The organism is Pseudomonas sp. LAM2023, from assembly GCF_016620375.1.
GTDB classification, from domain to species: Bacteria; Pseudomonadota; Gammaproteobacteria; order Pseudomonadales; family Pseudomonadaceae; genus Aquipseudomonas; species Aquipseudomonas anuradhapurensis.
This window is the reverse complement of sequence record NZ_JAENHV010000037.1, coordinates 35,899-54,026: the sequence shown is the minus strand read 5'-3', so window position 1 is coordinate 54,026 and position 18,128 is coordinate 35,899. Positions and strand designations below refer to the sequence as shown.

Below are 18,128 nucleotides of genomic sequence, written 5' to 3'. Positions count from 1 at the left end.
TGGGCCAACACCTCGTTGACGTTATTTTCACACCCGGCAGATTAGCGTCACGCCCTTTCCGGCGCCGCACAGATCCGCTGGCCGCCAAGGTACGACGAGGCAAACGTGTCACACACTCCATCCCCTTCTTCGCCCAAGCGCGTGGACTGGGCCGGCCTGGGCTGGCTCCTGCTGTTCTTCTGGTACTTCTCGGGCGTGACCCAGGCGCTGCTGCTGTTCAGCGGCACCACCGGTTTCGCCGGTTTCCGCGACGCCCTGTTCCTCAGCAGCCTGTGGCTGGCCCCGGTGTTGCTGCTGCCGCGCTTCACCCGCGCCACGGCCGCGGTCATCGGCCTGGTTCTGTGGGCCGCGTCGCTGGTAGGTTTGAGCTACTTCGGCATCTATCGCCAGGAGTTCTCGCAAAGCGTGATCTTCGTGATGTTCGAGTCCAACACCGCCGAGGCCGGTGAGTACTTCAGCCAGTACTTCAGCGCCTGGCTTGGCCTGGCACTGCTGCTGTACACGCTGGTCGCCGTATTGCTGTGGAAGCGCGTGCGCCCGGTACGCCTGCCGCTGCGCAGCCGCCTGCCAGTGGTCGCCCTGTTGCTGCTGGCCAACCTGGTGTATCCGTTCTACAAACAGATGGTCACCCAGCAACGCAGCTTTGCCGACGCGGCAGAAAAGGTCCAGCAGCGCATGGAGCCGGCCGTGCCCTGGCAGCTGTTGGTCGGCTACCGCCAGTACCGCCAGCAACTGGACAACATGCAGCAGTTACTGGCCCAGAACGCCGCGCTGCCGCCCCTGCAAAACCTGCAGGACAGCAGCGGTGCAGCGCCACGCACACTGGTGCTGGTGCTGGGTGAATCGACCACCCGCGAGCACATGCACCTGTACGGCTACAACCGTGACACCACGCCCAACCTCGATGCGCTGGCTGCCAGTGACGAGGGCCTGACGGTGTTCCGCAACGTGGTGTCGCCACGCCCGTACACCATCGAAGTGATGCAGCAGATCCTCACCTTCGGCGATGAGCAGAACCCGGACCGCTTCCTCACCGATCCGTCGCTGATCAACCTGTTGAAGCAGGCCGGCTACAAGACCTTCTGGATCACCAACCAGCAGACCATGACCAAGCGCAATACCATGCTGACCACCTTCTCGCAGCAGACGGACGCGCCGGTCTACCTGAACAACCAGCGTAACCAGAATGCCAGCCAGTACGATGACGTGGTGCTGGCACCGTTCGAGAAGGCCCTGCAAGACCCGGCGCCGAACAAGTTCATCATCGTGCACCTGCTGGGTACGCACATGGACTATCGCTACCGCTACCCGGATGACTACGCGCACTTCACCGACCGCCAGGGCGCGCCCGGCGTGCTGACGCCCGAGCAGGTGGAAACCTACAATTTCTACGACAATGCGGTGCGCTACAACGACTACGTGGTCTCGAGCCTGATCAAGCGTTATTCGGCCACTACCCCCAATGGCTTCCTGCTGTACCTGTCCGACCATGGCGAGGACGTGTACAGCTCCGGCAACCACGACCGCCTGGGGCGTAATGAAGGCGCGCCGACCCGGCCGATGTATACCATCCCGTTCCTGCTGTGGACCTCGCCAAGCTGGCGTGCCGAGCACCCGCGCGACTTGCAGGCGATGGCCGACCGCCCTTACAGCAGCTCGCACCTGATTCACACCCTGTCCGACCTCGCCGGGTTGAGCTACGACCGCTACGAGCCGGCGAAGAGCCTGGTGAGCCCGCAGTTCGTGGTGGCACCGCGCTGGATTGGCGACCCGTACCGCAAGGATGGCCTGCGCGAGTTCGACCGCCTGCCGCAGGACAAGGCCGAGCGGGTGCAGCAGACGGTCAGCAACAGCCAGGCGCAGAACGGTGCAGGCCCGGACTGACGGTGGGTAATTGCGCCCTTTCGCGACACAAGGCCACGCCTGTACCGGCTAACGCAGCCCCTGTAGGAGCGGATTTATCCGCGAAGCAGGCGGCACGTTAGATGGCACCGGCTGTGCCGGTGTTCGCGGGCATGCCCGCTCCCACACAATCGGGCAAGCCGCTAGATCCTGAGCAAAACAGAAGCCTGCACAAGCTCAACCTCGCTTCAGTCAGGCCGGCTGGCTACAACGCCCCTGACGGGCGCTGCTTCGCACGGCCTCGGCCAGCTTGCGCAGGTTGGCCTGGTGGGCATTGACCAGGCTGGCGATGCTGTTGTCCGCTGGCGTTTGCAGCGAGGTGCGGCAGGTCAGTTCGGCCCGCCCCGGCTGGCTCAGACGCCACAAGGCTTCCAGCGAGGCGTAGCGCCCCGGCACCATGTCGAAGCGCTGCACGTCCACGCGCAGCAGCGTCTTGCTGCTACCCACCGGCCCACCCAGCTGGTCTTGCAGGGCACTGCGGAATTCGTCCACCAGGTTGGCCCCCCACCACTCCGTCTCGAGAATGGCCAGGCCGCTCTGCCCTTGCCGTACCACCAATTGCGGGCGGTCCACCTGCGGCGGCACTGCCACCCTGGCCACCTGGATGCGTTGGCCGCCGTCACGCGGCGGCTCGCTGGGCACCAAGGTGTGATAGTTGTTTGGCGTGCTGCAGCCCCACAGCAGTGCCAGCAGCCCGGCCCCACATACATTGCGCAGTCGTTGCATCGGCGTTCTCCTCAGGGTTCCAGGCCTGCGGCCCCGGCCGCCTTCGGCCGACCGCGAATCAGCGATTCGGGGTGGCGGCCCAGGTAATCGGCAAGGTCACGCAGCGAACGCGACATGCGTTCCAGTTCGTCCAGGGTCTCCCCCATCCGCTCGCGCTGCGGCGAGTCTTCGGCAATCGCCGAGTTGGCCGTGCGCAGGGTCTTGTGCATCTCGTCCAGCGCCACTTGCACCTCCGGCAATGTCTGGCCATTGAACTGCTTGAGGCTGGCACGCAGCTCACGCAGGCTGCCATCGAGGTTGCTGGCGATGCTCTCCAAGGGCAGTTTGCTGATGCGCTCGACCACCCGTTGCAGCTGTTCCTGCAACTGTTCCAGGCTGCCGGGCAGCGTGGGAATGGTGATCGGGTCGGCCGTCCTGTCGAACGCGACCTTGGGCGCGTCCGGGTAGAAGTCCAGGGAAATGAACATCTGCCCGGTGATCAGGTTGCCACTGCGGGCCTGGGCCCGCAGCCCATGCTCGACGAAGGTGCCAATCAGGCGCCGGGCGCCGTCCATGTCACCCTCGCTATGCTTGAACGCAGCGAGCATCTTGCGGTGCACCGGCCCCAGCCGCTGCGGGTAGATCACCGCATCGACCACTACCGGAAACGCCTGCCGGGCAGCATCGTAATCGAGCTTGATGGAGGTCACCCGGCCAAATTCCACGCCCTTGAACTCCACCGGCGCGCCCACCGACAGGCCGCGCATGGCCTGGTCGAAGCGCAACTGCAGGTACTGCGCCTGGCCACTGGGCGGTGCCAGAGCGGTATCCCGGTCGGCAAACAGCTGGAAGCGCGCCTGGTCGGCAGCGGGATCGGCTTGCGGGGCGAAGTCGGGCGAGCCAAAGGCCAGCCCGCCCACCAGGATGGACGACAGTGACTCGGTATCGACCTTGAGGCCGTTGGCACCGATCTGCATGTCGACCCCACTGGCATTCCAGAAACGCGTATCGGCGGTGACGAAGCTGTCGTAGGGGGCCTGTACGAACACGCCGATCTCCACACCCTTGCCATCGCCCTGCAGGGCAAACGACACCACCTCGCCCACCGGGATCTTGCGGTAGTAGATCGACGAGCCGACATCCAGCGAGCCGAGGTCGCTGGCGGTGAGTACAAAGCGCTTGCCTTTTTCGTCATAGGTAATTGGCGGTGGCAGTTCCAGGCCGACAAACGACTTCTCCGGCACCTTGGACTCGCCGGCATCCGCGCCGATGAAACTGCCCGAAAACAGTGTATCCACCCCGGAAACGCCGCCGACCCCGATGCGTGGCCGCACCACCCAGAAGCGCGCCCCCTGGGTGGCGAAGGCGCGGGCATCGTTGGACAACTGCACCTTGGCGACCACGCTCTTCTTGTCGTCGGCCAACTCCACCGTGGTGACTTCACCAATCACCACGCTGCGGTACTTGACCTGGGTCTTGTGGGCCACCAGCCCCTCCCCGGTGTGGAAGGCAATGGCAATCACCGGCCCCTGCTGCATCCAGTTACGCACTACCAGCGAGGCGCCGATCAGGATCGCCACGATCGGCACGATCCATACCAGCGACACGTTCCAGCGCCGGGTGCGTACCTCGACCTGCCCGGCGCCATCGTGGTTGTCAGTCTGCTGCCCCATCAATGCGGCCTCCCCTCGTTGGCATGGCGATCCCAGATCAGGCGTGGATCGAAGCTCATCGCAGACAACATGGTAAGCACCACCACCATGCCGAAGAACAGGATGCCCACCCGCGGCTCGATGGTGCCCAAGCCACGCAGCTGCACCAACGCCGCCACCAGTGCTACCACCATCACATCGAGCATCGACCAGTAACCGATCAACTCGACGAAGCGGTACAGCTGCGAGCGTTGCCGGCAGGCCCAGGTAGAACCGCGCTGGGCGGTGTACAGCAACAGGCCGAGCGAGAAGAACTTGATGGCCGGCACACCGACGCTGGCGATGAAGATGATCAGGGCGATGTCCCAGGCCCCGGCCTCCCAGAACTCCAGTACCCCACCGCCAATGGTGCTTTCGCTGCCGCTGCCGAGCATCTCGGTGTGCATCACGGGCAGCAGGTTGGCGGGGATATAGAAAATCAGCGCGGCCAGCAGAAAGGCCCAGCCGCGGCTGATGGCGTTGGTCTTGCGCCGGTGAATGGGCGCACCGCAGCGGCTGCAGGTGTGGGCGCCACTGCCCAGCGGGCAGGCCTGGCCACAGCCATGGCACAGGCACAAGCCCAGGTCATCGGCGCTGGCCGGGGTGTTCATGGCTGTTCCCACAGGTCGCGGATGTCCTTGCCGGCGACATGAATGATCAGCATGCTCAGCGCAGCCAGGGCCAACAGGCCGATGCCGGGGATCACTTCGAGCAAGCCGGCCAGCTTGATCACCGCCACCAGCGCCCCCAGCAGGCAGACCTCCAGCATGCTCCAGGGCCGCAGGCCTTCCAGGCTGCGCATGCACACGGCAAAACCCGGCGCACGCTGGCCAGCCAGGGCAAAACCCAGCAACCAGCACAACAGCCCGATCTGCAGCACCGGCGCGACGATGATGGACAAGGCCATGACCAGGGCGATAAAGGTGATGCTGCCGTGGCTGAGGATCTGCACCGAGTCCCACAATGTCGCCGAATGGGTCAGCCCCTGCATGCCGATGGTCATCACCGGGTAGAAATTGGCGAACACCAGCAGGATGCCGCCCGTCACGCTCAGTGCCAGCCGTTGCTGCACGGTCAGCGAGGTGTACCGGTACAGCACGCCGCCACAGCGCTGGCACAGGGCACGCTGATGCTTTAGCAGCGGCGCCCGGTAGTACACCGAGTCGCAGTATTCGCAGATGATCAGGTGCTGGGTCTGGCTCATGGTGCTTCCACAATTGGCCCGGTTCAGGCCGAGATGCGCCGGCGAACAACGCTTGATATCCGGTTTAGCCCATCTGGGCAAAACTGCCATCCGCTCGGCCAGGGCGAACTATTCTGAGAGTCGGGATCCCGCCCGCTGGAGGTGTAGCATGCGTAGGTCGACGTGGAGTTACCTGGTGGTGCTGCTGTGCGCGGCCCCGGCCGCCCTGGCGCAGTCGGTGGTGCCGCTCAAGGGCCAGAGCAGCCAGCAGATGCAACTGGATATCAACGACTGCAATACCGTGGCGACCAATGCCGCGAACAGCGCCGCGACGTCCAACGACCCGCATGTCGGTGGCCGCGTGCGTGGTGCCGCCGCCGGCGCGGTTGCCGGTGCGGCGGGCGCACAGGTGCGCGGTAACCAGCATGACGCGCTGTATGACCGGGCCAGTGACGATGCCAAGCAGGCGTACCGGCAGAACCGTGCCGGCGAGGTGGCTGCCGCCGGTGCCGCCGTCGGCGGCATGCGCCAGCGCCAGGAGCGCCGCCAGGACCGCCGTGGCCAGGACGAAGCGCAGGCGCAGGCCCATGCCAGTGCCTACGCCGGTTGCCTGCAGGGGCGCGGCTATCAGGTCAACCCCTGAGCAGCCGGCACGCCCTGCCCCGGCAATAGCCGGCATGGCGCGCCCGGGTCAGAATGTCGCCAGCTGTTCCCGGCAGAATTCGACGAACAACTGAGCCGGCTTGGTCAGGTGCACCCGTTTCAACCATGCCGCCGCCAGCCCGGACAACGCGACCGGCTCGGCAATATCCACCATCACCAGGCGCTGGCCGTCGTAGGTGTACGGCGAATGCGGGCGCGTCACCAGCAAGGAAAAACCGAAGCCCTGCCCAACCATGCCGCGCACCATCTCGATCGATGGCGAGCTGAAGACGATGTTCGGCGTCAGGCCCATTTCGTTGAACAGGCTGACGAAGTAGGTGCGGCTCGGGGCCACGTCCAGCAGGATCATCGGCTCGGGGCACAGGTCGCGCAGCGACACCTGGGCCTGGCCGGCAAAGCGGTGCTGCTCGGGCAGCAACACATAGGGCTTCTGCGCTGGCATCAGCGGTTCGGCTTCGATGGTGCCGTCCAGGTCGTGATCGTAGAGAAATGCCAGGTCGAAGGTGCCGGCAGTCAGGCCCTGGATCAGGTCCTGCTGTTCGCCATCGCGCAAGCGGATGTCCACCCCCGGGTAGCGTTGGCGAAAGCCGGCAATCAGCCGCGGCAGGTACAGCGGGGCCACGGTTTCGAAACAGCCGATGTCAATCTGCCCGGCCACGGTGTCGTTATCGGCCAGGGCGTTCTGCTCGAACTCGTGGGCCATCTGCAGCAGCGACTTGGTCTTGGCGTAAAAGCGTTTGCCACTGGGCGTCAGCGACACGCCCTGGGCGTGGTGGCGGATGAACAGCTGCACGCCGAAGCTCTCCTCCAGGCTCTTGATCGCCGTGGAGATGGACGGCTGGGCAATGTACAGCTGGCGCGAAGCCTCGGCGACACTGCCGGCCTCCACGGTGGTGACGAAGTACTTGAGTTGTCGCAGGGTATAGGCAGCCACGGGCACCTCGCTGGCGCCGCTCCGGGCGCTGGAATCATGCTTGCCACTTTACCCTCGGCAGCCGCCACGTGGGGGCCGGGAGGTGAAGGATTTACCTATGGCTTGAACAGGTTTTTGGTAAGGGCGCCACTGGTCAATTACCCTCAACCGTCTTTACTGGTATTCATCGGCCCCAAGCATACGGTGTGTGTCTATGAAGATCGTGGTCACCAGCATTCTTGTCGACGACCAGGCCAAGGCCTTGGCCTTCTATCACTACGTACTCGGCTTCGAACCCAAGCACGACATCCCCATGGGCCGGCACCGCTGGCTGACCCTTACCTCCCCCAACGACCCCAACGGCGTCGAACTGCTGCTGGAACCCGACGCGCACCCGGCTGCCAAGGCCTACAAGGCGGCGCTCAAGCAGGACGGTATCCCTGCCACCTCGTTCGGCGTGCGCGACATCCAGGCCGAGTACACCCGGCTGTGTGCAGCGGGTGTGCAGTTCACCCAGCCACCTACCGCCGTGGGGCCGGTGACCGTGGCGGTGTTCGATGACACCTGCGGCAACCTGATCCAGATTGCCCAGAAGCACTAGCGGCTAGCCAGGCGCTACCGGCAGCCGCAGGGTCGCACGCAGCCCGTGCGGCAGCTGGTTGCGCAACTGCACGCTGCCGCCCAGACGCGTCATGATGGTACTGACGATCGACAGCCCCAGGCCGGCGCCATTGGCCGAGCCCTTGCTGTAGAAACGCTCGAACACGCGCTGTTGGTCGGCCACGGCGATGCCTGGCCCTTCGTCGTCGACGCTGACCAATAGCGCCTGCCCTTCACGTTGCAGGGTCACGGTGATGCGCCCGCCCGGCGGGGAATGATCCACGGCATTGGTCACCAGGTTCTGCAAGGCGATGCCCAGCGCACCGGCGTCGGTATGCAGCTGGTAGTCGCCAGCCGCGATATCCAGCGACGGCTCGAGCCCACGTTCCAGTATCCACGGGGTCAGGTCGGCCAGGGTCTCGGCAACCAGCGCCTGCAGGTCGACCTGCGGCCAGTCACGCCGACCGGGTCGCGGCTCCAGGCGGGCCAGGGTCAACAGCTGGTTGACCACCCGGGCAAGGCGGTCGACACCGCCCATGAGGAAGCCCAGCGCCTTGTCCCGCTCGGCACTGCTGGCTGCATTGAGGGCGTTCTGCGCATGCAGGCGCAGGACCGCCAACGGCGTGCGCATCTCGTGGGCGGCATCGGCAATAAAGCGATGCTCGCGGCTCAGCAGGTCGCCGATCTGCCCGAGCAGGCGGTTGATTGCGGCCTGCATCGGTTCCAGTTCCTTGGGCAGTGGCACCAGTTGCAGCGGTTCGAGTGAGTCGGCGTGGCGGGCGCGGATGACCCTGGCCATGTTCTGCAGCGGCCGCAGCCCCCAGCCGATAGCCGCCCACACCAGCAAGGCCAGGGCCAGGCTGCCGAACAGGAATGGCAGCAGCGTATGCCGCACGATGCGCTCGACCAGGTCGATACGCACGTCGCTGCGTTCGCCCACCCAGATCACCCAGCGCTTTTCCGGGACCGGCAGGACGAAGCTGCGCCAGCGTTGCGTACCCGCTACCACATCGGCGAACCCTGGTGCCCGGGGCGGTTGCTGCAGCTGCGGGGCACTGGGCGTATGTACCAGCAAGGTGCCGTCGTCGGCCCATACCTGGAAGGCCAGCTTGCTCTCGTAGGGATGCCCGACCCGGTGCCGCCCGGCCTTGCTCAACGCCTCGTCGAAGGCGCGGTACAACTCGCCACGGCTCTGCTCCTGCACCGGCAGGCTCATGATGCCCTGCAGCAGCCGGGCATTCTGTGCCAGGTGGGCGTCGTACACCTCGGCGATTTCGTGGCGGCTGTCGTGGTAGTTGTACAACGCCAGCAGGCCGCTGCCGAGCAGCAATAGCAGCATCACCCGCCACAGGGTGCGTTGGCGCAACGAGGTCATGCCTTGCCTTCCACCAGGTAACCGATGCCGCGCACGGTACGGATCAGCCCGTTGAAGAGCTTCTTGCGCAAATGGTAGATGTTCACTTCCAGGGTGTTGCTCTCGGGCTCTTCATCCCAGCCATACAGCAACTGGGTAAGGCGCTCGCGGGTGAATACCTTGCCCGGCTGCGCCAGCAGCTCGTGCAACAGCAGGTATTCCTTGGGCGTGAGGACCACCTGCTGGCCCTGGTAGTGCACCTGTTGGGTGGCCGGGTCCAGGCACACCCCGGCGTGCTCGATGAGTAACCGCGCGCGGCCGCTGCTGCGGCGCAGCAAGGCCCGCAAGCGGGCCTTGAGTTCGTTGAGGTCGAAGGGCTTTACCAGGTAGTCATCGGCGCCGGCGTCCAACCCGGCGATACGGTCGTCGGTGGCATCACGCGCAGTCAACACCAGCACCGGCAGGCTGTTGCCGGCGGCGCGCAGGCGCCGCAACAGCTCGATGCCATCCAGGCGTGGCAAACCCAGGTCGAGGATGGCCAGGTCGAACGCCTCGTGACACAGCGCGTGCAAGGCGCTGGCGCCATCCTGCAGCCAGTCGAGGGTATAGCCCTCGCGGCGCAGGCCGTCACAGATCCCCTCCCCCAATGCAACGTCATCTTCCACCAGCAGCAGGCGCATGCTCAATCCTGTTTGTCCTTGATCGCTTTGAGTAAAGCATCGATTTCACCGCGCCGGCCCTGGTCAGCCAGTTCCCGGCCTGGCCGGGGCGGTGCCTGCAGGGCCTTCTGCAGGGCCGCGCGGGCTTCATCATAGCGCTTGAGCCGGTACAGGTGGTCAGCCCAGAAGTAATTGCTGTCGATACCGTCGGGGTTGATCGCCAGTGCCTGGCGCAGCAGGCCCTCGGCCTTGGCCTGGTCGCCGAAGCTCAGCGGCCAGCCCGGCACCTGGTCATACAGCGCGCCCAGGCTGGTGTAGGCCGAGCCCTGCAACGCCTTGGGGTCCGCGGCCAGGGCCTGTTCCAGGCTGGCGCGGGCGGCCTTGACCTTGCCCAGGGCCCCCAGCCCGCCTGTGGCACCCGCCCAGCTGCTGTTGACGATGCCATCCCAGATCAGTGGCTCGGCCGCGCCCGGGTGCTGACGCACCAGCGCTGCCGACTGTACCGCCAGGGCCTCGAACGCCCCGGCACGCTGGGCTTCGGGCAATTCATAGCGAATCACCGCCCAGCGCTGCTGAATGGCAGCGAGCTGCTGGGTACCATTCTGGTCAAGGGCCCAGGTGAATGGGGCGATGGCCAGCAGGCTGGCCAGTAACAGACGTTTCATTTGCTCGACTCCTTGTTGTGCCAGGTGCTGTAGCGGCGAATCAGCGGCAGTTGCTTGCGCAGGGCGCGGTCGACCACGCCCGGCAACATGCCGTTGAGGCGCACGAAGAGTTTTTCCGGCCAGCCCAGATACAGTTCGCTGCGCTCGGCCTGCACCGCGTCGAGCACCGCGCGGGCAACGTCCTGCGGGTCGTCGACGCCGACCTTCAAGGCCTGGTTGAGCGCCTGCGCGGCACTGCTGTTCATCGCCGTGCGGGTGGTGCGCGGTGCCGCATACAGCACGTTGACCGAGGTGTCGGCCAGCTCGCGGCGCAGCGCCTCGGAGAAACCGCGCAAGGCGAACTTGCTGGCGCAGTAGGTGGCATAGCCGGGGTAACCGATCGAGCCATAGATCGACCCCACGTTCACCACCAGCGCACTGGGCTGCTCGCGCAGCAGCGGCAGGAACAGGCGGGTCAGCTGGATGGCGGCCTTGACGTTGAGATCGAACAGCTCGTCCAGGGCGGCTTCGTCCAGCTGTTCGAGCAAGGCGAAGCGGTTGACTCCGGCAGCGTTGATCAGCAGGTTGCAGTAGCCCAGCGCCCGGGCCGCCTCCAGCACATCGCGACGGCCTTCGGCACTGCGCAGATCGGCTTGCTGCCAGTACAACTGCTGCGGGTAGCGTGCCATCAGCTCGGCCAGCTTGCCCTTCTGCCGGCTGACCGCCAGCACCCGCGCACCGGCGCTGCACAACTGGTCTGCCAGTTCCAGGCCGATACCACCGCTGGCACCGGTGAGCACCGCCACGCAATCAGGCAGGCGCATGCTGGGCCTCCTGCTGCGCAGCATGCGGCAGCCCTTCGAACATGGCGGTGTACAGGCGATACACCACTTTGGCGGCGTGGATCACTGCCTGATGATCCTCAGGGTCCTCCAGGCGGTTCATCAGGCCACGGTAGGTGGCCATATGGTCCTGGTCCAGCGCGCCGTGAGAACTGAGGTAGCTGAACGCCCGGTCCGGCAAGCCGAGGCTTCCCTGCAGGGTCCCGGCGGCCTGGGTCGCGAGGGCAATGCTGGTGCCTTCGAGGACGTTGACCATGCCGAACAGCCCGACCGGGTTGCCACGGGCGATCTGATCGTAGAGAAACGCCACCATCAGTTCGATCGGCAATGCCGGACGGCTACTCACCACCTGCAGCGGGTCGCCACCACAGGCGGCGATGTCATCAAGAATCCAGCGCTCATGGCCGTACTCCTCCTCGATGTACTCGCACACTGCGCCGCGCAGCCACTCCAGCCGCGTCGGCAAACGCGCTCCGCAGGCCATCATCAGCGGCACGGTATGCCGCACATGGTGGTAGGCCTGGGTCAGAAACGCCACATAGGCCTCGAGGCTGGCCTTGCCGGCCAGCGCGTCGCGGATGACCGGGACATTGAACAATGCCGTACGCTCGTCGGCGGTTTGCTGTTGCAGCCTATCGAAAAAAAGCATGGCAAAACCTCGTGGGTCATTGAAGGTCGGTTAACAAGCTGTGGTAACACCGCAGGATCTGTTCGCGGCGTGGCCGGCCGTTGGCGGTCAGGGTTTGCCCGGCGGCGCTCAGCGGTTCGGGCAGGCGCCGCCAGGCATGCACCCGGGCGTAGTCCGGCAGCCCGGCGTTGGCCTGGCGCACGGCTTGCTCGAGCATGTGGTCATCGGCGTGCGGGTCCAGCGGCCAGAGCAGCGCCAGGTTGTGCGCCAGGCCTTCGCCGTAGACGAAGGCCTGGGCAATCACCCCGCCCTGGGTCAGCTCTGCCTCGACCCACTCGGGGTTGACGTTGCGCCCGAAGCTGGTGCTGTACTGGTGCTTCTTGCGCCCGGCCAGGTAGAGGAAACCGTCGTTGTCGAAGTGCCCGAGATCACCGGTCGACAACCAGGGTGCGTTGAACGCTGGCTCACCCAGGTAGCCGAGCAACGCCGAGCCGGCCACCTGCACCTCGCCATCCTCGGCAATGCGTACCTGCACATGCGGCAGCGGCCGGCCGACACTGCCCGGGCGCCTGGCGCCGGGGCGGTTGAGGCACACTACCGAGGCACATTCGGACAAGCCGTAGCCTTCGAATACCGGTAGCCCGACCGCCTCGGCACGGGCCAGCAGGCTCGGCGCCACCCGTGCCCCGCCTACCGCCACGAAGCGCAACGGGCCTACCCGCAGCAGGCCACGCTCGATGGCCGTGACCAGGCCGAGCAGCAGTTGTGGCACCATGATCAGGCTCTCGGCGCCGCTCAAGGCAATGGCACCCAGCAGTTGCTTGAAGTCGACCTGGCTGGCGCCACGCAAACCCAGCTGCGCCTGCGGGTACAGGACAATGCTCGCCCCGGCCAGCAGGGCCGCATACAGGCCGAGGTTTTCCAGCAGTACCGCCAGCGGCAACACCGCCAGGTACCTGGTCGGCGCTGTCGGTCGGCTGGCGGCCTCGAGTTCGCGCGCAACCCGCAGCATGGCCTCGGCACTCAGGCAGACCCCCTTGGGTGCCCCGGTACTGCCGGAGGTGTAGGTAATCTTTGCAGTGCCCGCTGGCAAGTCCACGCCCGCGCTCGGCGGGCGGCTCCAGAAGCGCTCGCCGGCACTGAAGCCGCAGGCGTGCAGATCGTCTGCGAAAGCCTCGTCGGCCAGCGCCAGCACCGCGCCACTCTGCGCCAGGCAATGGCGGCGCTGGGCACTGCTGAAGAACGCCGGCAGGATGACGATGGGGCGCGCCGCGAACAGCGCAGCCAAGTCCCAGAGCAGCGCTTGTGGCCCGTTTTCCAGGGCCAGGACGAAAGTGCCCGGCGGCTGCGCGCTCAGCCAGGCCTGGCGTTGTTCGACCTCATCCAGCAACTGGCCATAGGTGAAGCGCTCGGCAGCCCCCAGCAGCGCCGGTTGCGCCCCCCGGTGGCGGGCATGCAGTTGCAGCACTTCCTTGAACAGCTGGCATTCATGCGGCATGGCCAGCCTCCGGCACGCTGCTGGGCAACCCCAGTCGTTCGTACACACCGCCGCGGGCCAGGGCTGCATGACCATAGCCGATGCTGCCGACGAACACTTGCGGGTGCTGCGCGTAGTAACTGCCCCAGCTGTCGGCGTCGCCATTCAGCCGACCAGGATCGGCCATGGCCAATGCCGTAGGCACCAGGCCCAGGCGATGAAAGCTGTTGACCAGGGTCGCGGCGCCGGTAAAGGCCACCCATTGCAGGCCGCGGGTGGCCAGCAACCAGGTCACGGCGATGATCATGATCCGCGCGCTGCCGGCGCTGAGCGCCGCCAGGTTCCCCACTTCGACCAACTGCGCACGGCTCACCGGGTTGGCCGCCAGCCGGGTCACGGCGACCTCCAGCGGCTCATCCAGGTAACGCTCGATAAAGGTCGGGCCGGTGCTGGCCAGGCGGATACCCACGGCGGCCATCAAGCGCCCGTGGCTGTCGTGCAGGCCGAGCAGTTCGGGCAGGTAATGCTGCACATCGGCATGGTGGGCGCAGGCAAAGCGGGCGTGAATGAACTGCTCCAGCTCGTCGCGCCCTGGCTCACCCGGGAGTTTCAGGCTCAAATGGGCGAGCCGGTCGCCGTGGCTACCGATCGCCAGCGGAAACAGGCTGGGGCTGTCTGCCTGGGTCATAGCTGTCCCCCTTCAAGTAGGTGTCGAGGGGGAGTATCGGCGGCGAATCTGAAGCCAATCTGAAGTGCTACATTTGCCAGGGTCCGCAAGCGCACTCACAAGGAACAATAGAAAGATGCGCCACGAATTCAGCGAAGTGCTCAACGACCTGGTCGACTATTTTCTGCTTGGCGATATCCAGCTGCTCGAGCGCTTCAAGCTGCAACATGACCTGCCCGACGACCTGGCCCACGCCTTCACCCACGGCGACAGCGGCGACCAGGCGGTACGCGAAGGCATTGTGCTGCCGCTGGCAGGGGTCGACAACCTGCCCTACCGCATTGTGTTCACCCTGGGCCACCACACCCCGGCCTTGCGTGAACCCGGCAGCCGCCTCAAGCACCGCCGCAGCGGCTATGTGCTGCGGGTCGAACACGGTGTACTGATGCTGTACACCTGGCGCATCCTGCAACACTTCACCGCGAAGACACTCGGCGACCTGCTGGCACGTTACCAGGTGCCGGGGCGCCCGATCATCGAACTGGACAATGGCTGGTATGACGTGGAGGTGCTGGCGGGCGCGCTGGTGCGTGACGGGCTCTATGAGCCGGCGTTCGAGTTCGTGCTGAAGAAGCGCTGGAGCCGGGGCGAGGCTGCCGGGGTGGATACCGGGTATGCCTTTGGGTTGCGTGGCTATTTCGACTGATGGGTTGGCTATGCCGGCCTCTTCGCGGGCTTGCCCGCCCCCACAGGTAACTCACTGCCCTCAGGCACAGTGGTATCCCTGTGGGAGCGGGCAAGCCCGCGAAGAGGCCGCTACGGGTAGCCTCAACCTTCAGGCGTGATGGATATCCCGGTCCTTGGTCTCCGGCAGGAACAAGATGCCCAGCACCGCCGTCATCAACGCGATCACGATCGGGTACCACAAGCCATAGTAGATATCACCGGTCGCCGCCACCATGGCGAACGCCACGGTCGGCAGGAAACCGCCGAACCAGCCGTTGCCGATGTGGTAAGGCAGGGACATCGAGGTGTAGCGGATACGCGCCGGGAACAGCTCTACCAGCCAGGCCGCGATCGGCCCGTAGACCATGGTCACGTAGATCACCAGCAGGGTCAGCAGCAACAGCACCATCGGGTAATGGATCTTCGCCGGGTCGGCCTTCTCCGGATAGCCCGCTTCCTTCAATGCGCCGCTCAGGGTGGCGGTAAAGGCCTCGCTCTGCGCCTTGAAGTCGGCCGCTGCCAGGCGGCTGCCGTCAAAGCTTGGCAGTACCCGTTGACCGATGCGGATCTGCGCCACGCTGCCAGGCTCGGCCGCTTCGTTGGTATAGGGGATGGCCCGCTTGGCCAGCAGGCTCTTGGCAATATCGCACGAGCTGGTGAATCTGGCCTTGCCCACCGGGTCGAACTGGAACGCGCACTGCCCAGGGTCGGCCACCACTACCACCGGGTTCTGCTCCTGAGCGACAAACACGTCCGGGTTGCCGTACTGGGTCAGGGCCTTGAAGATCGGGAAGTAGGTCAGCGCGGCGATGATGCACCCGGCCATGATGATCTTCTTGCGGCCAATGCGGTCGGACAGGCTACCGAAGAAGATGAAGAATGGCGTGCCGATGAGCAGCGAGCCGGCAATCAGCAGGTTGGCGGTCTGTGGCTCTATCTTGAGCATCTGCAACAGGAAGAACAACGCATAGAACTGCCCGGTGTACCACACCACCGCCTGTCCGGCAGTGCCGCCCAGCAGCGCCATGATCACCACCCGCAGGTTGTCCCAGCGGGCGAACGATTCGGTCAGCGGGGCCTTGGACGCCTTGCCCTCGGCCTTCATCTTCATGAACACCGGCGACTCGTTGAGCTGCATGCGGATGTACACCGAAATGGCCAACAGCAGGATCGACAGCAGGAACGGCACGCGCCAGCCCCAGGCCTCGAACGCCTCGGTGCCCATGGCGGTACGACAGGCCATGATCACCAGCAGCGACAGGAACAGCCCCAGGGTGGCAGTGGTCTGGATCCAGGCGGTGAAGAAGCCGCGTCGGCCCTTGGGCGCGTGCTCGGCCACATAGGTGGCCGCGCCGCCGTACTCGCCGCCAAGCGCCAGCCCCTGCAGCAGGCGCAGGGTGATCAGGATGATCGGTGCCGCGACGCCGATGGTCGCGTAGCCGGGTAGCAGGCCGACCACCGCGGTGGACAGGCCCATGATCACGATGGTGATGAGGAAGGTGTACTTGCGCCCGATCAGGTCGCCCAGGCGGCCGAACACGATGGCGCCGAACGGGCGCACGGCAAAGCCCGCGGCAAAGGCCAACAGGGCAAAGATGAACGAGGTGGTTTCATTGACGCCGGCGAAGAAATGCTTGGCAATGATCGCCGCCAGTGAGCCGTACAGGTAGAAGTCGTACCATTCGAACACCGTGCCCAGGGACGAGGCGAAGATGACCTTGCGCTCCTCCCGCGTGATGCCGCGTTGGGGCGCACTACTGCCCGTGGATGTGCTGTCGAGAACCGCCATGGGGTGCCTCCGTCTTGTCGTTATGCAGGCCGGGAGCACCTCATCCGCTGTTTCACCGTCGCACCCAGGCCCTGGGGGCTTGCTTTGGTTATGCGAAGCACGACGAGGCAGGCCGCCTCGGATCGCAGCAAGGTTACTGAAGCATAATAGGCTTTGACGGGATATCCACTGTGGGCCGCTGCTACAGCACGGGCCCTTTCAGCTCTACCTGGTTGCCATCCGGGTCGTAGCAGTACAACGACGGCCCTTCGCCTTCGGCGCCGTAGCGTTTTTCGGCCGGCGCCACCTGCACCCCCGCGGCTTGCAGGTACGCCCTCAGTGCCGGTTCGTCGAACGGCTCGATGCGCAGGCAGAAATGGTGCAGGTTGCGCCCCTCGGCCCCCGGTGCCGCACCGCCAGGCTGGCCCAGCGGGCCGTCGAGGGTGACCAGGTCGATCATCGCCGTGCCGGTGGCCAGGTGGACCATGCCCAGGTCTTCGCGCACACGGCTGACCGTGCAGCCGAGCAGCTCGGTGTAGAAGGCAATGCTACGCGGCAGGTCGCTGACCCGCAGTACCAGATGGTCGATGTGCTTGATGGCGAATGGGCGCATGCCGGGCTCCTTGTGGCGGTCGGTTTCCAGGGGGGTAACCCCACCACAATAGCCCACGGGCGCATGCCACCACCATATCCCGCTATTCGTTCACCAGGCGTTGCAGTACGCCGCCTTCATGGCGGGCCAGGATACGCAGCAGTTGGTCGACCAGGGCCCGGTCTGGTGCATCCAGGTGGAAGTGGTGCCCGCCCGGGTGCCACGACACCTTTGCCTGGCTGGGCAAGGCCGCCTGGCGCCGGCTGAAGGCCTCACCGGTGAATGCCCCCTGACGGCCGAACAGCAGGTACAACGGGCAGCGGATCTGGCTGAGCAGCTCGCAGGCTTCGCGCTCGGTCAGCGGCATGGGTTCGGGCAGCACCAGGCGCGGGTCGTGGCGCCAGCAATAACCATCGCCCAACTGCAGCAGGTCGCGCAGCGCCAGCAGCCGCGCCGCCGCTTCCGACAGTTCGGTGTCCAGGCGTTCGCGACGTTGCTCCAGCGCGGTGTCCAAATCTTCGAAACGGCACAGGTCGGGCTCGGCGAAGCCCTGCAGCTGGCTACGCTGGACCATGCGCTTGAGCCGGTAGGCGCGGGCCAGGTGCTCGACGCGGTCATCCTCGGCCACCGTGAACGGTGCGCCCATGCCGTCGAGGAAGGTCATGCTGGCGATGCCGCTGGTCATGGCTGCCAGCAGCGATGCCACGCCGCTGCCCATGCCATGGGCCAGCACATGAAACTGCCCAAGGCCCAGGCTTTCGGTCACCGCCAGCATGTCCTCGGCATGCTCCCACAGGTAATAACCACTGTCGTGGCGGCGATGATCGGAGCGGCCGTGGCCGACCAGGTCGGGGGCCACCACGAAGCAACCATCGAGCATCGGTGCCAGGCGCTCGAACGAGGCGGCGTTGTCCAGCCAGCCATGCAGGGCCAGCACCGGGATGCCGTCTTCAGGCCCCCAGCAACGTACGGCAATTTCAATGCCGTTGAGGTCCAGCAGGTGATCCTTGGGTGTCGATGAAGAACGCATGGGTACGCTTCCTGACTTGAAGCCTGGCACGACCACACCAGGCCGAATATGCCGCTGGCCCCTTCGAGTCCTGTCGCCAGCGGC

At 65.6% G+C, this 18,128-nt stretch carries 19 protein-coding genes; 4 read left to right on the top strand and 15 right to left on the bottom strand.

The genetic code is table 11. The features are described from left to right. The first annotated feature begins 105 nt into the window (after positions 1 to 105). Positions 106 to 1,884: a phosphoethanolamine transferase CptA gene (locus JKP78_RS24560; protein ID WP_170029464.1), complete on the top strand. Its 1,779-nt coding sequence runs from the start codon at positions 106 to 108 to the stop codon at positions 1,882 to 1,884. A gap of 210 nt (positions 1,885 to 2,094) precedes the next feature. Here the strand turns inward: JKP78_RS24560 and JKP78_RS24555 are convergent, their stop codons facing one another. From JKP78_RS24555 to JKP78_RS24540, 4 genes are read right to left on the bottom strand one after another with little or no spacing between them, the layout of a single operon-like run. Then, positions 2,095 to 2,628, bottom strand: coding sequence for a PqiC family protein (locus JKP78_RS24555; RefSeq protein ID WP_186689941.1), 534 nt, complete (start codon positions 2,626 to 2,628; stop codon positions 2,095 to 2,097). Positions 2,629 to 2,639: 11 nt separating this feature from the next. Next, positions 2,640 to 4,280, bottom strand: coding sequence for a PqiB family protein (locus tag JKP78_RS24550; protein WP_200627967.1), 1,641 nt, complete (start codon positions 4,278 to 4,280; stop codon positions 2,640 to 2,642). After that, positions 4,280 to 4,909 (bottom strand): paraquat-inducible protein A, encoded by a 630-nt coding sequence (locus JKP78_RS24545; protein WP_186689937.1) that lies wholly within the window; start codon positions 4,907 to 4,909, stop codon positions 4,280 to 4,282. Before JKP78_RS24545 ends, JKP78_RS24550 begins: the two co-directional genes overlap by 1 nt. After that, positions 4,906 to 5,502 (bottom strand): paraquat-inducible protein A, encoded by a 597-nt coding sequence (locus tag JKP78_RS24540; protein WP_186689935.1) that lies wholly within the window; start codon positions 5,500 to 5,502, stop codon positions 4,906 to 4,908. The genes JKP78_RS24545 and JKP78_RS24540 overlap by 4 nt, the downstream gene beginning before the upstream one ends. A gap of 148 nt (positions 5,503 to 5,650) precedes the next feature. Between JKP78_RS24540 and JKP78_RS24535 the strand changes: the two genes are divergently transcribed. Next, complete coding sequence (locus JKP78_RS24535; RefSeq protein WP_186689933.1) at positions 5,651 to 6,124, top strand: YMGG-like glycine zipper-containing protein; 474 nt, start codon at positions 5,651 to 5,653, stop codon at positions 6,122 to 6,124. Between the two features lie 48 nt (positions 6,125 to 6,172). On the opposite strand, the gene JKP78_RS24530 is transcribed toward JKP78_RS24535, so the two are convergent. Continuing rightward, positions 6,173 to 7,078 carry a LysR family transcriptional regulator gene (locus tag JKP78_RS24530; protein ID WP_186689931.1) on the bottom strand — a complete coding sequence of 302 codons (906 nt, stop codon included), beginning with the start codon at positions 7,076 to 7,078 and terminating at the stop codon, positions 6,173 to 6,175. A gap of 193 nt (positions 7,079 to 7,271) precedes the next feature. Between JKP78_RS24530 and JKP78_RS24525 the strand changes: the two genes are divergently transcribed. After that, on the top strand, positions 7,272 to 7,658 hold the full coding sequence (locus tag JKP78_RS24525) for a VOC family protein (protein WP_186689929.1): 387 nt from the start codon (positions 7,272 to 7,274) through the stop codon (positions 7,656 to 7,658). A 3-nt stretch (positions 7,659 to 7,661) separates the two neighbouring features. On the opposite strand, the gene JKP78_RS24520 is transcribed toward JKP78_RS24525, so the two are convergent. From JKP78_RS24520 to JKP78_RS24490, 7 genes are read right to left on the bottom strand one after another with little or no spacing between them, the layout of a single operon-like run. Then, positions 7,662 to 9,032 (bottom strand): sensor histidine kinase, encoded by a 1,371-nt coding sequence (locus tag JKP78_RS24520; protein WP_186689927.1) that lies wholly within the window; start codon positions 9,030 to 9,032, stop codon positions 7,662 to 7,664. Further along, positions 9,029 to 9,691, bottom strand: a complete 663-nt coding sequence (locus JKP78_RS24515; protein ID WP_170029455.1) for a response regulator — start codon at positions 9,689 to 9,691, stop codon at positions 9,029 to 9,031. The genes JKP78_RS24520 and JKP78_RS24515 overlap by 4 nt, the downstream gene beginning before the upstream one ends. 2 nt (positions 9,692 to 9,693) lie before the next feature. Continuing rightward, positions 9,694 to 10,335, bottom strand: a complete 642-nt coding sequence (locus JKP78_RS24510; RefSeq protein ID WP_170029454.1) for a tetratricopeptide repeat protein — start codon at positions 10,333 to 10,335, stop codon at positions 9,694 to 9,696. Continuing rightward, complete coding sequence (locus JKP78_RS24505; RefSeq protein ID WP_170029453.1) at positions 10,332 to 11,138, bottom strand: SDR family oxidoreductase; 807 nt, start codon at positions 11,136 to 11,138, stop codon at positions 10,332 to 10,334. The genes JKP78_RS24510 and JKP78_RS24505 overlap by 4 nt, the downstream gene beginning before the upstream one ends. Continuing rightward, positions 11,125 to 11,805 carry a TenA family transcriptional regulator gene (locus JKP78_RS24500; protein ID WP_200627965.1) on the bottom strand — a complete coding sequence of 227 codons (681 nt, stop codon included), beginning with the start codon at positions 11,803 to 11,805 and terminating at the stop codon, positions 11,125 to 11,127. Before JKP78_RS24500 ends, JKP78_RS24505 begins: the two co-directional genes overlap by 14 nt. 16 nt (positions 11,806 to 11,821) lie before the next feature. After that, positions 11,822 to 13,282: an AMP-binding protein gene (locus tag JKP78_RS24495; protein ID WP_186689923.1), complete on the bottom strand. Its 1,461-nt coding sequence runs from the start codon at positions 13,280 to 13,282 to the stop codon at positions 11,822 to 11,824. Next, on the bottom strand, positions 13,272 to 13,949 hold the full coding sequence (locus JKP78_RS24490) for a thermostable hemolysin (RefSeq protein ID WP_186689921.1): 678 nt from the start codon (positions 13,947 to 13,949) through the stop codon (positions 13,272 to 13,274). Before JKP78_RS24490 ends, JKP78_RS24495 begins: the two co-directional genes overlap by 11 nt. Positions 13,950 to 14,064: 115 nt before the next feature. On the opposite strand from JKP78_RS24490, the gene JKP78_RS24485 reads away from it, so the two are divergent. Further along, positions 14,065 to 14,634, top strand: coding sequence for a hypothetical protein (locus JKP78_RS24485; RefSeq protein WP_200627963.1), 570 nt, complete (start codon positions 14,065 to 14,067; stop codon positions 14,632 to 14,634). A 129-nt stretch (positions 14,635 to 14,763) separates the two neighbouring features. Here JKP78_RS24485 and JKP78_RS24480 read toward each other — a convergent pair whose 3' ends face one another. The 3 genes from JKP78_RS24480 to JKP78_RS24470 all read right to left on the bottom strand — a co-directional run bounded on the left by JKP78_RS24480 (position 14,764) and on the right by JKP78_RS24470 (position 18,044). Further along, a complete protein-coding gene (locus JKP78_RS24480; RefSeq protein WP_186689917.1) occupies positions 14,764 to 16,443 on the bottom strand; it encodes an MFS transporter in 1,680 nt (559 codons plus the stop codon). A gap of 181 nt (positions 16,444 to 16,624) precedes the next feature. Further along, positions 16,625 to 17,035, bottom strand: a complete 411-nt coding sequence (locus JKP78_RS24475; protein WP_170029447.1) for a VOC family protein — start codon at positions 17,033 to 17,035, stop codon at positions 16,625 to 16,627. An 82-nt stretch (positions 17,036 to 17,117) separates the two neighbouring features. Then, positions 17,118 to 18,044 (bottom strand): alpha/beta fold hydrolase, encoded by a 927-nt coding sequence (locus JKP78_RS24470; RefSeq protein WP_200627961.1) that lies wholly within the window; start codon positions 18,042 to 18,044, stop codon positions 17,118 to 17,120. Positions 18,045 to 18,128 lie beyond the last annotated feature (84 nt).